At 42.8% G+C, this 17751-nt stretch carries 16 protein-coding genes; 3 read left to right on the top strand and 13 right to left on the bottom strand.

Annotated elements, in window-relative coordinates:
* Positions 1-77: 77 nt before the first annotated feature.
* From pepN to tusA, 7 genes are read right to left on the bottom strand one after another with little or no spacing between them, the layout of a single operon-like run.
* On the bottom strand, positions 78-2732 hold the full coding sequence (gene pepN, locus VQ643_RS09260) for an aminopeptidase N (protein WP_414199464.1): 2655 nt from the start codon (positions 2730-2732) through the stop codon (positions 78-80).
* 14 nt (positions 2733-2746) lie between these two features.
* Entirely contained in the window at positions 2747-3592 is an 846-nt protein-coding gene (locus tag VQ643_RS09255) for a DUF2797 domain-containing protein (protein ID WP_414199462.1), read from the bottom strand.
* A complete protein-coding gene (locus tag VQ643_RS09250) occupies positions 3592-3864 on the bottom strand; it encodes a YeaC family protein (RefSeq protein ID WP_414199461.1) in 273 nt (90 codons plus the stop codon). The genes VQ643_RS09255 and VQ643_RS09250 overlap by 1 nt, the downstream gene beginning before the upstream one ends.
* Positions 3865-3880: 16 nt before the next feature.
* Entirely contained in the window at positions 3881-4747 is an 867-nt protein-coding gene (locus tag VQ643_RS09245) for a rhomboid family intramembrane serine protease (protein ID WP_414199459.1), read from the bottom strand.
* Entirely contained in the window at positions 4748-5725 is a 978-nt protein-coding gene (locus VQ643_RS09240) for a metallophosphoesterase (protein ID WP_414199457.1), read from the bottom strand.
* Positions 5725-6615: an NAD(+) kinase gene (locus VQ643_RS09235; protein ID WP_414199456.1), complete on the bottom strand. Its 891-nt coding sequence runs from the start codon at positions 6613-6615 to the stop codon at positions 5725-5727. The genes VQ643_RS09240 and VQ643_RS09235 overlap by 1 nt, the downstream gene beginning before the upstream one ends.
* Before the next feature lie 20 nt (positions 6616-6635).
* On the bottom strand, positions 6636-6875 hold the full coding sequence (tusA, locus tag VQ643_RS09230) for a sulfurtransferase TusA (RefSeq protein ID WP_414199455.1): 240 nt from the start codon (positions 6873-6875) through the stop codon (positions 6636-6638).
* A gap of 153 nt (positions 6876-7028) precedes the next feature.
* Here tusA and VQ643_RS09225 point away from each other — a divergent pair, with 153 nt between their 5' ends.
* Both VQ643_RS09225 and sodC read left to right on the top strand, forming a co-directional pair.
* Positions 7029-7718, top strand: coding sequence for a crotonase/enoyl-CoA hydratase family protein (locus VQ643_RS09225; RefSeq protein WP_414199454.1), 690 nt, complete (start codon positions 7029-7031; stop codon positions 7716-7718).
* 90 nt (positions 7719-7808) lie between these two features.
* On the top strand, positions 7809-8336 hold the full coding sequence (gene sodC, locus VQ643_RS09220; RefSeq protein WP_414199522.1) for a superoxide dismutase [Cu-Zn] SodC: 528 nt from the start codon (positions 7809-7811) through the stop codon (positions 8334-8336).
* A gap of 60 nt (positions 8337-8396) precedes the next feature.
* Here the strand turns inward: sodC and VQ643_RS09215 are convergent, their stop codons facing one another.
* Positions 8397-9167 carry a spermidine synthase gene (locus tag VQ643_RS09215; RefSeq protein WP_414199452.1) on the bottom strand — a complete coding sequence of 257 codons (771 nt, stop codon included), beginning with the start codon at positions 9165-9167 and terminating at the stop codon, positions 8397-8399.
* Positions 9168-9283: 116 nt separating this feature from the next.
* Between VQ643_RS09215 and VQ643_RS09210 the strand changes: the two genes are divergently transcribed.
* The gene (locus VQ643_RS09210) at positions 9284-10612 is read left to right on the top strand and encodes a class II 3-deoxy-7-phosphoheptulonate synthase (protein WP_414199450.1); all 1329 of its coding nucleotides are present in this window, start codon (positions 9284-9286) and stop codon (positions 10610-10612) included.
* 80 nt (positions 10613-10692) lie between these two features.
* Here VQ643_RS09210 and VQ643_RS09205 read toward each other — a convergent pair whose 3' ends face one another.
* The 5 genes from VQ643_RS09205 to clpP form a co-directional block, all read right to left on the bottom strand.
* Positions 10693-12564, bottom strand: a complete 1872-nt coding sequence (locus tag VQ643_RS09205; RefSeq protein ID WP_414199448.1) for a SurA N-terminal domain-containing protein — start codon at positions 12562-12564, stop codon at positions 10693-10695.
* 147 nt (positions 12565-12711) lie between these two features.
* Complete coding sequence (locus VQ643_RS09200) at positions 12712-12984, bottom strand: HU family DNA-binding protein (protein ID WP_414199446.1); 273 nt, start codon at positions 12982-12984, stop codon at positions 12712-12714.
* A gap of 128 nt (positions 12985-13112) precedes the next feature.
* The gene (gene lon, locus VQ643_RS09195) at positions 13113-15506 is read right to left on the bottom strand and encodes an endopeptidase La (protein ID WP_414199444.1); all 2394 of its coding nucleotides are present in this window, start codon (positions 15504-15506) and stop codon (positions 13113-13115) included.
* Between the two features lie 133 nt (positions 15507-15639).
* Positions 15640-16917: an ATP-dependent Clp protease ATP-binding subunit ClpX gene (gene clpX, locus VQ643_RS09190; protein ID WP_414199442.1), complete on the bottom strand. Its 1278-nt coding sequence runs from the start codon at positions 16915-16917 to the stop codon at positions 15640-15642.
* A gap of 87 nt (positions 16918-17004) precedes the next feature.
* Positions 17005-17646, bottom strand: a complete 642-nt coding sequence (gene clpP, locus VQ643_RS09185; RefSeq protein ID WP_414199441.1) for an ATP-dependent Clp endopeptidase proteolytic subunit ClpP — start codon at positions 17644-17646, stop codon at positions 17005-17007.
* Positions 17647-17751 lie beyond the last annotated feature (105 nt).

The raw sequence follows: 17751 nt of genomic DNA, 5'->3' as shown, positions 1-17751 counted from the left end.
AGTTTACTCAACTACTAAATGAGACCGTGCCATCCTGACAAGAAAAAGGCCAGAGTGCTTATGTCTGGCCTTATGAACTAAGCAAGCGTTTTGCTAATAACTTCAAACACATCAGCAGAAAGCTGTGCTTTTGCTTTAATACGCTCTAATTGAGCACGCATTAAGGCTTGGCTGTGTGGTTTAAAACGACGCCAACGTGTTAATGGTGTTAGCATCCGCGCTGCTATCTGTGGGTTTAAGCTATCTAGGGCTATCACTTGATCAGCTAAGAAAGCATAACCACTACCATTATCGTCATGGAAGTGTAACAAATTTTGGTTAGCAAACGCGCCTATTACAGCACGAACTTTATTAGGATTTTTTAGGCTAAACAAATCATGCGCCATTAATGCACGTAAATGCTCTAAATCGCCAGCTTTAGGTGAGCTTGCCTGTACGCTAAACCATAGATCCATCACCAAAGAATCATGTGCAAATTCTTTTGAAAAACTCGCCAATACCGCATCTGACTTAGCACGCGATAAGCCATTGACTAAATACGACAAGGCAGCTAAGCGTTCAGTCATATTATCTGCTGTTTCAAACTGTTGAAGGCATAAATCTTCCATGTCTTCACTGCCTGTTAACATGGCATATTTTAACGCTATGTTTTGCAGGCTACGACGGGCGAAATGCTCCGCCTCGGCAATATAAGGTGTTTGAGCAGAGATAGTGCTTAGTTCTAAGTAAAGTTCATGGAACTCTTCATAAAAGCTAGTGGCAATATGCTTACGTACTAAATCACAGGCTTTACAAATAGCACCCGCATCAGCTTCTGGGATTTGCTCGATAACATAGGCTTCACTTGGCAACGTAAACATCTGTGCAACAACGGCTTGATCTAAGCGTGAATCCGCTAAAACGGCAGATAACGCTTTGATTAACCGACCATCAATCTGTACTTCTTGGTTATTGATGATTTGCTCAGTCACCTCTTTGAGTACCGCCAGCGCCAGCTGTTGACCAGCCTCCCAACGATTAAAACTATCGTTATCGTTTGCCATCAAGAACATCAGTTGATCGCGGCTATAGTTATACTGCAAGATGACTGGCGCTGAATAACCACGTAGCAATGAAGGTATTGGCTGCTGAGGTACGTTACTAAAGGTCAGCGTTTGTTCTGCCTGGGTGATAGCAAAGACACGCTCTGTACCTTGCGCATTTACTTCATCCGCCAATTGAATCGGCATATCTAAACCACAACCACCGACCAACCCCATCTTCACTGGAATAACCAAAGGCTGCTTTTCTGTTTGATTGGGTGTGGCTGGGCAACTTTGCTCAAAATGCAGTTTATAGGTTTGGCTAGCCGCATCATACTCATCTGTCACCTGTAAACGCGGAGTACCTGCTTGGCTATACCAACGTTTAAATTGAGTAAGATCGATACCGCTCGCGTCCTGCATAGCTGCGACAAAGTCATCACAGGTTACGGCCTGCCCATCATGTCGCTGAAAATAAAGATCAGAGCCTTTACGGAAATTTTCAGCGCCTAATAACGTATGTATCATGCGTACTACTTCAGCACCTTTCTCATAAATGGTGACGGTATAGAAGTTGGAAATCTCCATGTATTCAGCAGGTCGCACAGGGTGCGCCATAGGGCCTGCATCTTCGGCATATTGGTGAGTACGTAAGAAAGCGACATCTTCCATGCGCTTCACTGGGCGTGAGTTCATATCGGCGGAGAATTCGCTGTCACGGAAAACCGTAAAGCCTTCTTTTAATGATAACTGAAACCAATCACGGCACGTGACACGGTTACCTGACCAATTATGAAAGTATTCATGCGCTACCACCCCTTCTACACGCTGAAACGCAGTGTCTGTTGCAGTTTGCGCTTTAGCTAACACACAGCTTGAGTTAAAAATATTCAAGCCTTTGTTTTCCATAGCCCCCATATTAAAGTCATTAACCGCCACTATCATAAAAATATCTAAGTCATATTCACGACCATAGACTTGTTCATCCCAACGCATGGACTTTTTCAGGCTGTTCATCGCATGCTGACATTTATCAATATTTTCAGGCTCAACAAAGATGCGCAAGGTAACCTCACGCTGACTCATAGTGGTAAACTTATCTTCAACACACCATAGATCACCGGCAACTAACGCAAACAAATACGCCGGTTTTGGAAAGGGATCTTGCCATGTAGTCCAATGGCGCTCGCCTTCCTCACCGCTAGCAACCAAATTACCATTGGATAACAGCACAGGGTAGCCTTGTTGTTCTGCAGTAATAGTCGTCGTAAAGCGGCTCATCACATCTGGGCGATCTAAGTAGTACGTAATTTTACGAAAACCCTCAGCCTCGCATTGGGTACAAAACATCTTGCCAGACTTGTACAAGCCTTCTAATGCTGTGTTATTTTGCGGTTCAATACGTACTGTAGAATCAATGGTAAATTCAGCCGTTGTTGGCTGTAAGCTAATATCTGTTTCTGTGAGCTGATAATCATTCGCCGTTAGCTCTTGATCATTTAATGCAATACGCTCCAGTACTAACTCTTGCCCAACCAAGGTTAATACTGGCAGTTGTGCATCTAATTCAGGGTTACGTTGCATTATCAATTGAGCATGTACAAGCGCATAGTCTTCATGCAAGTCAAAGGTAAGATGGGTTTCTTTAATTAAATAGTCAGGCGCTTGGTAATCGCTCAAACGTATTGTTTTTGGTTGATCTGTGCGCATTTAGTAACCCATCCTTAAAACAATGTGGTGTCGTTTACGCTTAACACCATTTGATAAGCAGTATATTTACGAATATTAATAACGCCTGTATCGAAAATAAGATACTGGCCTTTTATGCCTAATAATATACCCTCGACAATAGGGTTTTTATCAAGATTAAAACTACTAATCTTTACCGGATATTCCAGTACAGGATATTGTAAAAACAAGCTCTCCCGTTGTTCAAACGGCTGAATCGCTTGTAATCCAAAGCGCTGTTGTAATTGATAAATACTAGCTTCACAGCGGCTTAATAACTGATCACGCTGAGCGGCCATATCCAGCTGCTTTGCATCATTTTTTAGCATAGCACGCCAATTTGTTCGATCACTAACATGCTCACGCAAGGCATCCTCAATTAGGCCTGATTGCTGTCTAGTCGCTACACGAAAAATAGGCAAACCTTGTGTAGCACCTTGATCTATCCAGCGTGTTGGAATTTGAGTAGCACGTGTGATGCCTACTTTTAACGCTGAGGAGTTAGCCAAATAAACAATGTGGTCTGACATACAAAATTGCTCAGCCCAGCTCGGTTCACGGCAAGTACCTTGTTCATAATGACAACGTTCAGGCGCCATCATACAGCTATCACATTGTGCTAGTGTCTGAAAACAATTCCAACAATAGCCTTGGCCAAAACTAGTTTTGGTTTTATGCCCGCAATGGCAACACAAAATACTACTTAAATATTCAAGCTTTAAATGCTTACCTAAATACGGACTTAATTGAATACGCTGCTCACCTAAAACGAGCTGATACTCAATAGGATCAGCAAGCTGTGTCTGCATTTTTTCTAGGCTACCGCGAGCTAACTCCAACATTAATGTAATGTTCCTTTTGCGGGCGCAAATAAGCTATCATCTGATGCTGTCTTTTTACTTTTTGAGCCGCACTCTTGCCCACCCATGTAGCCTGTCCGCTGATCTTCTGGAAGATTTTGTTGTTCCCAAGCAATAATTGCCATCATTACAGTTTCTTTTTGTTCTTGCGTTAAACGACGTCCATCTGGCCATTTGCTCAGCTCAAGTGCCGTTTTAAACTGCTGATAGGTGTTTTCATCTAAATTTGCTAATAATTCTACAAAATCTTGCATCGCCGATTCCTAATACCTAATAAGAGCGTCGTTTTGCTAGCCAACCAAATAAAGCGCCAGCTAAACAACCTGAAATTAACCCGCCTAGGTGGGCTGCATTGGCTATTTTGCCAAGTCCCATCGCACCTAGAATACCTGTCATACAGACCACTAGCCATACTAGCATCATGACGATAATAGCACGTGGCAAATCGGCAAAAACACTGGGAATAAAACGATTATAAATCCAGCAATAGCCTAATAACGCATAAATCAAACCAGACAAGCCACCAAAAAAAGGGGAAGGTTCATAAATAAACTGCGCTGCATTGGCTATAAAACCTGTTAGCAATGCCAATAGCATAAAGTTTAAGCTTCCTACTTGTCGCTCTATACGTCGCCCAAGCTCAAACATCCATAAGGAGTTCATCGCAATGTGCGCCACCCCAAAGTGCAAAAACATAGGGGTAAACCAACGCCATATTTCTGTTTGCGTAAAGGCACTAGGTATAGATGCAGAAAAAGACAGCTCATGCCCTACAATCTGGAAAGGGATAAAACTAAACCACTGCACCGTATTGACGTTCTCCCCCAGCTGCGTAATAACAGCTAATACAATGCTAATCCCAATAAAAAGGTAAGTTATTGGCGCCAGCCACCAACGTAAAGCAAAGGTGGTGGAATAAGCGCTACCCGACAAAGGTTCAGTGGCAGGCAAATTGTCACCTTGTGAGTAGGATTGAGCTAAAACAGCGGCTGTGTGTAATTTAGTTTCATCAACCCACAATACTTGCTGTCCTTGTTCTTCTGTCACACGATGCTCAATCTCTGCATGGCGCAATACATTCAGTAAGCCACGCAAGTCAATCTCTAGTGGGGCTTTTAAAAGTGGAGTAAGCGTCATTTATGCAAGGTCCTTTCTGTCCACATCAACCCAGACAAATTTGTTATCATCTAACTGTGTTTCCTGATCCAAACGATACGCCACTAATTTACCGCCTTGTACTGCACTATAATCTAAGCAGGCTACGTTAGTTGTTAACGCCTGAGGCTGGCCTTGACGCCAATAGTGACCTACAAACAACATTGGCTGCGTTTTATCATAACTGGCCAAAAATTCTTTATAACGTGAGGGCAAAGGTAGCTGAGCAACATGTTCAGGTAAGGCATCTGGCTGAAAAACAACGTCGCCGTATGTCTGGGGTGGCTGATCTTCTTGCCAAAACTTGCTACGGAATGAGCCGCGGGTATAACCATCTTCACTGGTGAGACTTACCCCTTGAGGTAGCGGCAGATTAATACCACGTAACAAACGATTAAATACTTGACGGGCAAAACTTTTAGGGATAGCAGCTTGCTGTAAAAAAGCCAGATCAACACGCCCCTCTGGAAAGCGGCATCTTAGGGTTTTAATAAGTTCGTCATCCCAATAGGCGTGGACCAATCGGCAGCGTGTATGCTCCATAAACAACGGCATATCCGCAAACCAGGCGATAAACTGCTGCCATTCTTTAGGGTAAGCTAAAAACTGCTCGTGGGTTTCCTGTATTAACCGCTGATGGCGAGCATTATGTTCACGCACAAAAACAGCACTACTCCCTGCTGGCGCTAATGTATGCCAAGCCAAAGCATAAAACTCATGATTGCCCATAATGCAATGAGCCAACCCTGCCTGCACCATGTTATAAACAATATGCAATGCCCGCCGTATATTAGGCCCACGATCTACAATATCCCCCAAAAATAGCACTTGTCGCTGCGGGTGCTGCCATACCCCTCGTTGCAAGCGGTAACCTAGCTGATCCAGCAGCTTTTCCAGTGTATAAGCGCAACCATGCACATCACCTATCACATCATAACTACGTGATGGGTCAAGCTGCATTAGTCTTCTCCTTGCCCAAGTCGACTACCCCAGCCTAGCTTGTCGCGACACACTGCATAGTAGTTATGATCTAAAGGATGTATCAAAGTCAGCTTATGCGGCTTGCGTTGAATGTGGATGGTATCACCTGGCGTACAGGTAATATGATTTTGCCCATCAAAGGATACCAATGGGTAGATGGTTAAATCTGAGGAAATAATAATTTTCATTTCACTATCAGCGCTGACCACTATAGGACGACTTGATAATGTATGCGGATACATAGGTACAACCCCTATAACATCTAGCTTTGGATGCATAATAGGCCCCCCCGCTGACAGAGCATAAGCCGTAGACCCTGTAGGCGTTGAGATAATCAAACCATCAGCTTTTAAGCTATACACAAATTGGCCATCTATAAATAGCTCAAACTCAATCATACGGGTCGATTTGCCTGGATGCAGCACAACATCGTTAAGTGCATCACCCTGACCAATAGGCACGCCATTACGCCGCACTTCTGTTTCCAATAAAAATCGCTGTTCAGTGGTATAACGCCCCGATAACACTTCAGCAATTTTCTCTTCTAATTGGCTAGGTGCAATATCTGTTAAAAATCCTAAGTTACCCCGATTAATACCTAAAACAGGTACTTTGCTTTTAAGCAAAGCGCGCGCTGCACCCAGCATGCTTCCATCGCCGCCTACCACTATAACTAAATCACAGACTTCACCTAATAGCTTGCGCGAACTAGTTTGCAAATGATGTCCTGGTAACATCTCCGCAATACTTTCTTCTAAAATCACATTCAGATGGCGCCCTAATAAATAGCGTTTAAGGCGACGGATAGTTTCCAGCACTTTAGCACTGCCTAAACGTCCAATAATGCCTATATTGCGAAATTGTTCCATAGCGTCCTCTGAGCTTACCTCTAAGCCTGTTTTTTACGAATCCAATAGCTGTACTGCCCCTCTTGCACTTGCTGAGTGATGAGTTCATGCCCTAGAAAAGTACAAAACTTTGGAATATCACGTTGCGTTGAGGGATCCGTAGCTACTACCTTTAATAATTGTCCAGCGTGTAGCTCACGCACTGCATTATGCAGCAGCATGACAGGCTCAGGACAAAACAAGCCGCTGGCATCTAATAGTTTATCTTCCACTAAATTCATATAAGATTACTCCAAAGCAAGTCGTTATTGTCCCTTAATGTGCAGTTTTAGGCTATAGAATTGCATAAAGTGTGACTTTAAAGTCAGCTTTAACGCTTTACCTCCATGCTTTGCCTAGGTATGTTTCATTCATCAAACAATAAGGATAGCAAGATGACTGACTTAATTTCTTATCAATTAACTGATGGTATTGCCACTTTAACGCTCAATAATGGCAAAGTGAACGCCATTTCACCTGAACTGATTAAACAATTCCACCTTCACCTTGACCAAGCAGAAATAGACAAAGCGGTTGTTATTATTACAGGCCAAGCTGGTATTCTATCTGGCGGTTATGATTTGAAAGTGATGATGTCAGGCCCTGAAAATGCACTTAATTTAGTCAGTCAAGGTAGCGCCTTAACCCGTCGCTTATTAGCCCACCCTTATCCTGTTATTGCCGCCTGCTCTGGTCATGCCATTGCAAAAGGTGCCTTTTTGCTACTGGCAACTGATTATCGCATTGGTATCGAAGGTGATTTTAAAATTGGTCTAAATGAAGTCCAAATTGGTATGGCTATGCATTATGCAGGCATTGAATTAGCCAAAGATCGTTTAACCAAGCCAGCCTTCCAGCGAGCGGTAAATAATGCTGAAATGTTTAGTCCTGTAGCCGCTATTAGCGCTGGCTTTCTTGACCTAGTAGTGGCGCCTGAAGCGCTAGCAGAAACAGCGATTACAGTCGCTAAGCAATGTAAACAGCTGAATATGCGCGCTCATCATGAGACTAAGCTAAAAACGCGCCATGAATTATTACAACGCCTAGATCAAGCGATTGAGCTGGATAAGAAACATTTTGGATAGTTGCCCAGTTCATGTTGTTTTATTATAGGCATTGCTTTTTTCCAAATCTCGTTTGAGCATAGCGTTTTACTCAACAGTGGGACTTTAATGATGAAGTTAAAAGCGTTATGCCTTATTAGTTTGTTTGCCATGGGCAATGCCTATGCTGCTGAGACAACTGTTAGCATTAATGAAGCACTGGCCACAGGTGCTGGACAAAGCCTTGGCAGTATTACCATCAGCGAAACCGAGTTTGGCTTACTGTTCACACCGAATTTAAAAGGTTTACCTGCAAACGGTGTGCACGGTTTTCATATCCATGCGAATGGTTCATGCGATCCTGATGAAAAAGAAGGTAAAGCTGTCGCTGCTTTAAAAGCAGGCGGGCATTTTGATCCTGAAAATACAGGCGTGCATTTAGGCCCATTTGACAGCAAAGGTCACTTAGGCGACCTACCTAGCTTGGTTGTTAATCAGCAAGGTGTCGCCAACTACCCTGTACTAGCGCCTCGCCTTAAATCTATTGAGCAATTAAAAGGCAAAGCCATTATGGTACATGCAGGCGGAGATAACTTCTCTGATCAACCTGAAGCCTTAGGCGGTGGTGGAGCTCGTATGGCCTGCGGTGTTATCCAATAATCCAAGCACCAGCACCTAATATGAACTACCCCAAAAAGTTGGACTAACTTTTTGGGGCTTTTATTTTGAAGGTTGGTTTTTGGGTGAAATAACCTGCTCTAGCAAATAATCTAAAGTAAAGCCTAACTCTGCCTGTATATATTCTATTTTATCTGATAGTGCTTTTAAATCTAAATGCTGCGTTTGCCGCGCTGGCACCCAAAGCACCACATTTCCTTCCTGTAAAGGACACTGCCAAAAGTGTCCTGCAAATACCTCATTAAATAACTCGATACCTAAAGGCTCACCGTTAGGCAGGCCCCATTGGTTGATAATCAACCAGCCGCCTTCATTCAGCTTGGCTTGGCAACTTTGTAAAAATCGCTTGGCTAAATGCGCTGCCGAAGGCCCAGTATCGGTATACAAATCCATAAAAATCAGATCAGTATTAGTTAACTTTGGTAATTGCTCAAGCGCATCACCAATAATAATTTCAACCCGTTGATCTGGCGTAAAGTCCATATACTCCTGAGCTAACTCAAGCACTAACTGGCGTAACTCAACCACCTGAGCCTTTTCCAGCGGTAAAGCACTTAAGCACGCATTTGTTAAGCTACCAGCACCTAAACCCAGAAAAAGCGCAGAAGCTGGCTGCTGGGCATTCAACGCGCCTAATAACATAGCGCGCGTATAGTCGTACTCGAGCCAAGTTGGATGTTTTTTCAAATAACAGCTTTGCTCTACTTCATCACCAAACTCAAGGTAACGATAAGCCCCTTGCTCCACAACACGAATACGCCCATAGCTATCATTTTTTTCAATAATAAGATGTTCTTGAGAGGGATTTTGCACGACAATCAATGCCAACCTAAAGAAATAGACAAAAGTTATAAAACAAGCAATAAGTTAACACTAATTTGCTGTTAGGATAGCTTTTTTATACAGATCTGGACGATAGAGAGTTTGGCATGTGGAGCCCTAATAGCTGGCGTAGTTTTCCAATACAGCAACAACCTACTTATTTAGACCAAGTAGCGCTTGCCCAAGTAGAGCAGCAAATAGCTAGCTTTCCACCTTTAGTCTTTGCAGGTGAGGCTCGCCAGTTACGCCATGCCTTTGCTGAGGTAACCCAAGGCAGAGCTTTTTTATTACAAGGCGGTGATTGCGCTGAAAGCTTTGCAGAGTTTTCTGCGGGAAAAATTCGCGATACCTTTAAAGTCTTACTACAAATGGCTGTGGTAATGACTTTTGCTGCTGGCTGCCCTATTGTCAAAGTAGGACGCATGGCAGGACAGTTTGCTAAACCTCGCTCAAGTGATAACGAAACCATTAATGGCATCACTTTACCTGCCTATCGCGGTGATATTGTCAACGCTATTGAGTTTACGCAACAAGCACGCAGAGCAGATCCTTCACGTTTATTACAGGCTTACCACCAATCTACGGCTTCTTTAAATCTATTACGTGCCTTTGCTAGCGGTGGTTTTGCTGATTTACAGCAATTGCATCGCTGGAATCTAGATTTTATTGAAAACGCTCAGCTTAGTGCAAAATATGGTGAGTTATCTGAGCGTATTGAACAGTCTTTAGCCTTTATTCGTGCATGTGGCTTAGGTAACGCGCCTCAACTGCGTGAAGCTGATGTGTTCACCGCCCATGAAGCGCTGCTCTTGAACTACGAAGAAGCTCTAACTCGCCGTGATAGCCTCACTGGCGATTATTATGCCTGTAGTGCTCATATGCTTTGGATTGGTGATCGTACTCGGCAACTTGATGGGGCACATGTAGAATTTCTACGCGGTGTGTACAACCCCATTGGCGTGAAGGTTGGGCCAAGCATGCAGCTTGATGAGCTTATTCAATTAATTGATGTACTCAACCCTAATAATGACCCTGGACGCTTGAATCTAATAGTACGCATGGGCGCGGCCAACGTAGATAAACACCTACCACAATTGTTGCGTAGAGTGAAAGATGAAGGTCGCAATGTACTTTGGAGTACAGATCCTATGCATGGCAATACCATCAAATCTTCTAATGGCTACAAAACGCGCGACTTTGCCAGCATCATGCATGAGGTAAGAAGCTTTTTTGCAATTCATCGTGCAGAAGGTACTTATGCAGGCGGTGTGCATATAGAAATGACAGGACAAAACGTTACTGAGTGCATTGGTGGTACTAAGCTAATTAGTGAAGATAACTTAGCTGATCGCTACCATACACATTGCGACCCACGTTTAAACGCTGATCAAGCGCTGGAGCTAGCATTTGCTATTGCTGATGAATTAAAGCGTTAAGCGCTACTTATATTCTCTAAACAAAAATTACAGGTATAAAAAAACCCTTGCATTTGTGCAAGGGTTTTTAGCATTAGGCGTTAAGCATCGTCTTCGTCAAAAATTTCAATTTTTGCATCAGCCCGTAATTGCTCAAGGTAAGTTGTAAATGCAGTCTCTGCTGCACGTGAGCCTAATATTTTTCTGGCCATAGATAATTCTTCAGCAGAAAGCTCAGTATCACTTTCATTGACCTTGCTTAAACGAATAATAGCAAAGTCACCATTAGCTAAACTTAGACCATGATAACTAGCCTTACCTTCTATAGGTTTTGGCATGCGAAACAGAGCTTGCACAACTTTTGGATCAACTGAGCTCTCTCCTCGACCTGCAGCGGGTTTTTCAGTCCAAGATAAATCTGCTGCTTGACCTTCTTTGAGCTGAGTAATTAATTTAGCACCTTGCTCTTTGGCTTGTTCAGTGCCTTTTTCAAACATAAGCTTTTGCTTAATATTTTCGGCTACTTCTGCAAGCTCAAGCTGCTTAGATTGAATATGTTGTTTAACACGTAACACAAGCACAGTTTCAGGATCAAGTTCGATAAGGTCGCTATTCATTCCATTTTCAAGTACTTCCTCGCTAAATACAGCCTGTTGTACTTTCTTATTCGCAAAAACACCTTCTACTAAACCTTGACGAGAAACAGGCTCCGAGACTTCAACTGTTAGTTCTAACTCTTGTGCCAATTGCTGTAAGTCACCCGATGACTCATAGGCTTTTTCAGCCAACAACTTGCTTTGCTCAACAAATTTTTGCTCAACTTGCTGTGCTGAAACTTCTGCGGTCATCTTCGCCTTTAGTGATTCAAAGCTTGGCACCTCTGGCGTGCTAATATCAGTCAACTTAATGATATGCCAGCCATAGTCACCACGTACTGGCTTAGAAACTTCACCTTCTTTTAATGCAAACAACGCTTTTTCAAAAGCAGCATCATACACACCAGGTCCAGCATAACCTAGATCACCACCTTCCAATGAAGAACCTAAATCATCTGAATTTGCCTTTGCTAATGCCGTAAAATCTTCGCCAGCAGCAATACGCTTCTCTAGATCTAAGGCTTTTGCTTTAGCTGTTGCATCATCAACGGTGTCATTTACTTCAATCAAGATATGCGCTGCACGACGTTGTTCAGCTAAGTTGGCAATTTCTTTGGCATACTGAGCTTGTAGCTGTTCATCCGTCACTTTTACAGTATTAGCGAATTGGCTTTTATTTAGCTGGACATACTCTACAACAGCCTGCTCTGGACTCATGAAATCCGATGTGTTGGCCTGATAGTAGTCTGCAATCTCTGCCTCTGTCACAGTTACCGTTTTCACTTGCGGCACAATAGCAAAAGCAAAATCACGCGTTTGCTCATTGAGTCGCAATAAGGTTTTAATTTGCGCATCTGTAATAAAGGTAGCGCCTGATATTGCTGCTTTTAACTGACTCTCAACGAGATCTGAAGCTAATAGTTTCTGGTATTGAGCTGGTGTATATCCGGCCTGAGAAACAAGCTGAATGTAAAGATCTTGGTTATACTTTCCATCAATCTGAAAATTGGGTGTTGCAATAATATGGGCATTCACAATTTCTTGCGAGACAGCAAAGCCAGCATTAGCTGTTGCTTGTGCAAGCAATCGTTGAGCAATTAGCGTTTCTAACGCTGCCTGACGAATAATCTTGTCATCAATATTAGCAATATCTATCTGATCGCCATATTGCTGTGCCATTTGGCGACGCTGTCTATCCATTGCTTGCTGCAGCTCGTTACGCGAAATTTCTTCACCGTTTACTTTTGCTGCTAAGTTGCTAGTACTTGCTGACTGGAAAATAGCTTCAAAACCTGTCAACGCAAACAGTACGATAATGACACCAATAATTGTCTTTGAGATCCAACCCGTCGCGTTGTCTCTAATATCTTGCAGCATGCATCCCCCGAAGTAAGTCGCAACTGACTCTGCATCAATGAATAAAGTCCATAAAAGAAAGGCGCATCATAGATGCGCCCTTCTGTCATTGAAACGTGGGCAAATACCCCTGAGCGCGTTGCTCTCGTTTCTTAGTGTTAACTTTAATTAGTTAACGGCATCTTTCAATGCTTTACCTGCTTTAAAGCCAGGAACATTGGCTGCAGCAATTTGGATTTCTGCACCAGTTTGTGGGTTACGACCCGTACGTGCTGCACGCTCTTTTACAGAGAAAGTACCAAAGCCAACCAATACTACTGAGTCGCCTTCTTTTAGAGCACCAGTGATGGACTCAATTACTGCGTCTAGCGCACGGCCAGCTACAGCTTTAGGAATGTCAGCAGAAGCTGCAACGGCATCAATCAATTCAGACTTGTTCACTTAAAGTCCCCTTACTCTCTATTAAAATTCAAAATTGGTGCAAACAAAGCGTTTGTTTTTCGTGACCACAAACTCATTGGCGTGCTTTATAGCAAGGCAATCAATTTGTTGTCAACAAACCCTTTAAATTAATGCCTACTAATCCGTTTAGTGGATTTTGCGTTTTTGATAGTGTCTTTAGCTACCAACTCAGTTGAGTCTGCCAAAGGCTCTGGTGCATATTGCAACGCAATTTGTAGGACTTCGTCAATCCATTTTACTGGCTTAATCTCTAAATCAGCCTTGATATTGGCTGGAATCTCTTTTAAATCACGCACATTTTCATCAGGAATGATAACAGTTTTAATACCACCGCGATGCGCTGCGAGTAATTTTTCTTTCAAACCACCAATGGCTAACACTTGTCCACGCAAAGTGATTTCACCTGTCATGGCAACATCAGCGCGCACAGGAATTTCAGTTAGCGCTGAAACCAAGGCTGTGCACATACCAATACCAGCACTTGGTCCATCTTTAGGTACAGCGCCTTCTGGCATATGTAGATGAATATCTTTTTTCTCATGGAAATCAGATTCAATCCCCAATGCCTTAGCCCGGCTGCGTACCACGGTTAGAGCGGCCGTCATGGACTCTACCATGACATCACCTAACGATCCTGTCTTAATCAGCTGACCTTTTCCAGGGATTACAGCCGACTCAATAGTGAGTAGTTCTCCTCCTACTTGAGTCCATGCCAAACCTGTTACTTGACCTATCTGATCATGCTCTTCAGCTAGCCCGTAGTGGTATTTACGAACCCCAAGATAATGCTCAAGTCCAGCCGCATCAACTGTTAAGGTCATTTTTTTGCGACTAACGTGCTCTTTTACTGCTTTACGGCAAATTTTAGCGATTTCTCGCTCCAGATTGCGCACGCCAGCTTCTCGCGTGTAATAACGAATAATATCCAAAATAGCACTTGAGGTGATTTTTATTTCATCCTCTTTCAGACCGTTAGCCTGAACTTGTTTGCTTATAAGGTATTTTTGCGCAATATTTAGCTTTTCGTCTTCAGTATAGCCCGATAAACGAATAACCTCCATTCGATCCAGTAAGGCTGGTGGAATATTCATAGAGTTGGCAGTACAGACGAACATCACATCAGATAAATCGTAGTCCACTTCAAGATAGTGATCATTGAAGGCATTATTTTGTTCCGGATCCAACACTTCTAGCATGGCAGAAGATGGATCGCCGCGCATATCTGCCCCCATCTTGTCAATTTCATCTAACAAAAACAGTGGATTACGAACACCAATCTTACTTAAGCGCTGAATAATACGTCCTGGCATTGAACCTATATAAGTGCGGCGATGACCACGAATTTCGGCCTCATCACGAACCCCACCTAGCGCCATACGAATATATTTACGATTAGTTGCCTTAGCAATAGATTCAGCTAACGAGGTTTTACCTACTCCTGGAGGACCAACAAGACACAGAACAGGGCCTTTAAGTTTTTTAACGCGTTTTTGTACCGCTAAATACTCCAAAATGCGCTCTTTGACCTCTTCAAGCCCATAATGGTCCGTATCTAAAATAGCTTCTGCTCGCGCTAAATCATGACGAACCTTACTTTGTGCTGTCCAAGGTACATTGATCAACCAATCAATATAAGAACGCACCACAGTTGCTTCGGCTGACATAGGTGACATCTGTTGAAGTTTTTTAAGCTCAGCCTGTGCTTTCTTTAAAGCTTCTGCCGGCATACCGGCTTGTTCAATTTTGGCGGTCAATTCATCAAGTTCGCTTTGACCATCTTCCCCCTCGTTAAGCTCTTTTTGAATGGCTTTTATTTGCTCATTCAAGTAGTACTCACGCTGGCTTTTCTCCATTTGCTTTTTCACACGCCCACGAACGCGCTTCTCAACTTGCAAAAGATCTAGCTCAGTATCAAGGAAGCCTAAAATTAACTCGACACGCTCAGCCCAAGGTAAGGCTTCAAGCACCTGCTGTTTCTGTTCTAAACGCAGGCTCATTTGCGCGGCAACACTATCAATCAAATGACTAAAATCATCAATTTCTTGGATGCTATTTAGCGTTTCTGTAGGTACTTTTTTGGTGCCTTTGGCAAAGGTTTCAAATTGCTCTAACAGCGTGCGTTTAAGCACCTGTTTTTCAGTTTCACTGATTTCGCTTTCATCAAGAATTTGAGCCTCTGCTTGCCAGACATTATTTTCTTCATAAAAGCCTACCGCTTCAGCACGCACAGCCCCCTCAACAAGGACCTTAACAGTACCATCAGGCAGTTTTAGCAATTGCAGTATGTTAGCTACTGTGCCAATCGAAAATAAATCTTGTGCACTTGGGTTTTCATCTGCAGCATTTTTCTGAGCTAATAAAAGCACTTGTTTTTCGCCAGCCATTGCCGCCTCAAGGGCATCAATGGATTTTTGCCGACCAACAAATAACGGCATTACTACGTGTGGATACACCACGACATCGCGCAGTGGCAACAAAGGCAAATCAATTGTTGTATTCATATAGTTACTCAGCAGCACGCTTAAAAACAAAATTAATATCTGCTAACTAAGATGCGGACTCGCTTAGTGAAATGCAAGGGTTAGATCAAAAAACAAAGGACCCGAAGGCCCTTTTGTTATCCAGATCAACAACTTAGATATCAGGCGCTGCTTTTGCTTCTGGCTCAGAAGTGTAAATTAATAGCGGCTGAGAGTCGCCAGTAATCACACTTTCATCAATCACCACTTTTGAAACATCCGTTTGTGAAGGTATTTCATACATGGTATCCAGCAACACACCTTCTAAGATAGAGCGTAGTCCACGAGCACCGGTTTTACGCTCTAAAGCCTTGCGAGCTACTGCAGTTAAAGCATCATCACGGAACTCAAGCTCTACTTTTTCCATTTCAAAAAGCTTAGCAAATTGCTTAGTTAACGCATTTTTAGGCTCGGTCAGTATTTGAATTAAAGCGGTTTCATCTAATTCATCAAGTGTTGCAATAACAGGAAGGCGGCCAATAAATTCAGGTATTAAACCAAATTTAACTAAATCATTAGGCTCTACTTCACGCAAAGCTTCGCCGATCTTTTTACCTTCTTCTTTACTGCGAACAGTGGCGTTAAAGCCAATTCCACTTTTTTCTGAACGATCTTGAATTACTTTTTCTAGACCTGCAAAAGCACCACCACAAATAAATAAAATATTGCGCGTATCTACCTGCAAGAACTCTTGCTGAGGATGCTTACGACCACCTTGAGGCGGAATAGAAGCTACTGTACCTTCAATGAGTTTCAATAAGGCTTGCTGTACGCCTTCACCTGAAACATCACGGGTAATAGACGGGTTATCCGACTTGCGTGAGATTTTGTCAATTTCATCAATATAGACAATGCCCATTTGCGCTTTTTCAACATCATAGTCGCATTTTTGCAAGAGTTTCTGAATGATGTTCTCAACATCTTCACCTACATAACCCGCTTCAGTTAATGTAGTAGCATCTGCCATAGTGAAAGGTACATTCAGTAAACGTGCTAAGGTTTCTGCCAGTAATGTTTTACCTGAGCCTGTAGGCCCAATTAATAAAATATTACTTTTACCTAACTCAATACCATCTGCCTTAACCCCTGAATTTAGACGCTTATAGTGATTATATACGGCAACTGACAGGACTTTTTTAGCCTGCTCTTGGCCAATCACATACTGATCTAAAATGGCATTAATTTCTTTAGGTGCTGGTAACTTATGCTCTTTTTGGATTTCTTGGTTGTTTTGCACTTCTTCACGAATAATATCGTTGCACAAATCAACACACTCATCACAAATAAATACCGAAGGACCAGCAATTAGCTTACGCACCTCCTGCTGGCTCTTGCCGCAGAACGAGCAGTACAGCAGCTTAGCTTTTTCGTCACCACTACGTGTGTCAGTCATTCATTTGTTCCACTTAAGTCTGTATTTCACACAAAATGATGTCTATAACCTAAAAAATCAAGGCATCATACTGCTGAATTATTACTTTTATGCGCTTAATTCACGCTTTGATACAACTTGGTCAACTAAACCATAGTCAACAGCTTGTTGCGCACTCATAAAGTTATCGCGATCTGTATCACGCTCAATCACCTCTATTGGCTGCCCTGTATGCTCTGCCAATAAGCTATTTAAGCGCTCACGAATGGTTAAAATCTCACGCGCATGAATTTCAATATCAGAGGCTTGCCCGCGGAAACCACCTAATGGCTGGTGAATCATGACCCGTGAGTTAGGTAAACATGAGCGCTTGCCTTTAGCACCCGCTGTCAAAAGAAAAGATCCCATGCTACAGGCTTGGCCAACGCAAATAGTGGCTACATCAGGTTTAATTAACTGCATGGTGTCATAAATTGACATGCCTGCGGTTACTGAACCACCTGGCGAGTTGATGTAAAGCTGGATATCTTTATCTGGATTTTCAGCTTCTAAAAATAGCAACTGAGCCACCACCAAGTTAGCCATGTAGTCTTCTACTTCGCCAACTAAAAAGATGATTCGCTCTTTTAATAGGCGCGAATAAATATCGTAAGAGCGTTCGCCACGCGCGCTTTGCTCTACGACCATTGGCACTAAACCTCCGGCAGCTTGAATACCCATTTGTTCTGGCATAAACAGTTTATGTGACATAGCCGGCGATACTCCTAGTTATTCTTAGGTTCAGATAAACAAGCCAGCACTAAGGCTGGCTTGCGCGATAGATATACAGAATACACAGTATCTATCATTTATTTT

The organism is Pseudomonas sp. F1_0610 (genome assembly GCF_047470865.1).
GTDB lineage: Bacteria > Pseudomonadota > Gammaproteobacteria > Pseudomonadales > Pseudomonadaceae > JAZDRH01.
Note: the sequence above shows the minus strand (reverse complement) of the source record. Positions and strands in the feature narration are given on the sequence as shown.

Coding starts and splice junctions, on each gene's coding strand:
- VQ643_RS09235 (WP_414199456.1), bottom strand. CDS start 6,615: ATGGAACAATTTCGCAATATAGGCATTATTGGACGTTTAGGCAGTGCT.
- clpX (WP_414199442.1), bottom strand. CDS start 16,917: ATGACTGACACACGTAGTGGTGACGAAAAAGCTAAGCTGCTGTACTGC.
- VQ643_RS09255 (WP_414199462.1), bottom strand. CDS start 3,592: ATGTTGGAGTTAGCTCGCGGTAGCCTAGAAAAAATGCAGACACAGCTT.
- VQ643_RS09205 (WP_414199448.1), bottom strand. CDS start 12,564: ATGCTGCAAGATATTAGAGACAACGCGACGGGTTGGATCTCAAAGACA.
- VQ643_RS09245 (WP_414199459.1), bottom strand. CDS start 4,747: ATGACGCTTACTCCACTTTTAAAAGCCCCACTAGAGATTGACTTGCGT.
- VQ643_RS09250 (WP_414199461.1), bottom strand. CDS start 3,864: ATGCAAGATTTTGTAGAATTATTAGCAAATTTAGATGAAAACACCTAT.
- lon (WP_414199444.1), bottom strand. CDS start 15,506: ATGAATACAACAATTGATTTGCCTTTGTTGCCACTGCGCGATGTCGTG.
- sodC (WP_414199522.1), top strand. CDS start 7,809: ATGAAGTTAAAAGCGTTATGCCTTATTAGTTTGTTTGCCATGGGCAAT.
- pepN (WP_414199464.1), bottom strand. CDS start 2,732: ATGCGCACAGATCAACCAAAAACAATACGTTTGAGCGATTACCAAGCG.
- clpP (WP_414199441.1), bottom strand. CDS start 17,646: ATGTCACATAAACTGTTTATGCCAGAACAAATGGGTATTCAAGCTGCC.
- tusA (WP_414199455.1), bottom strand. CDS start 6,875: ATGAATTTAGTGGAAGATAAACTATTAGATGCCAGCGGCTTGTTTTGT.
- VQ643_RS09240 (WP_414199457.1), bottom strand. CDS start 5,725: ATGCAGCTTGACCCATCACGTAGTTATGATGTGATAGGTGATGTGCAT.
- VQ643_RS09210 (WP_414199450.1), top strand. CDS start 9,284: ATGTGGAGCCCTAATAGCTGGCGTAGTTTTCCAATACAGCAACAACCT.
- VQ643_RS09225 (WP_414199454.1), top strand. CDS start 7,029: ATGACTGACTTAATTTCTTATCAATTAACTGATGGTATTGCCACTTTA.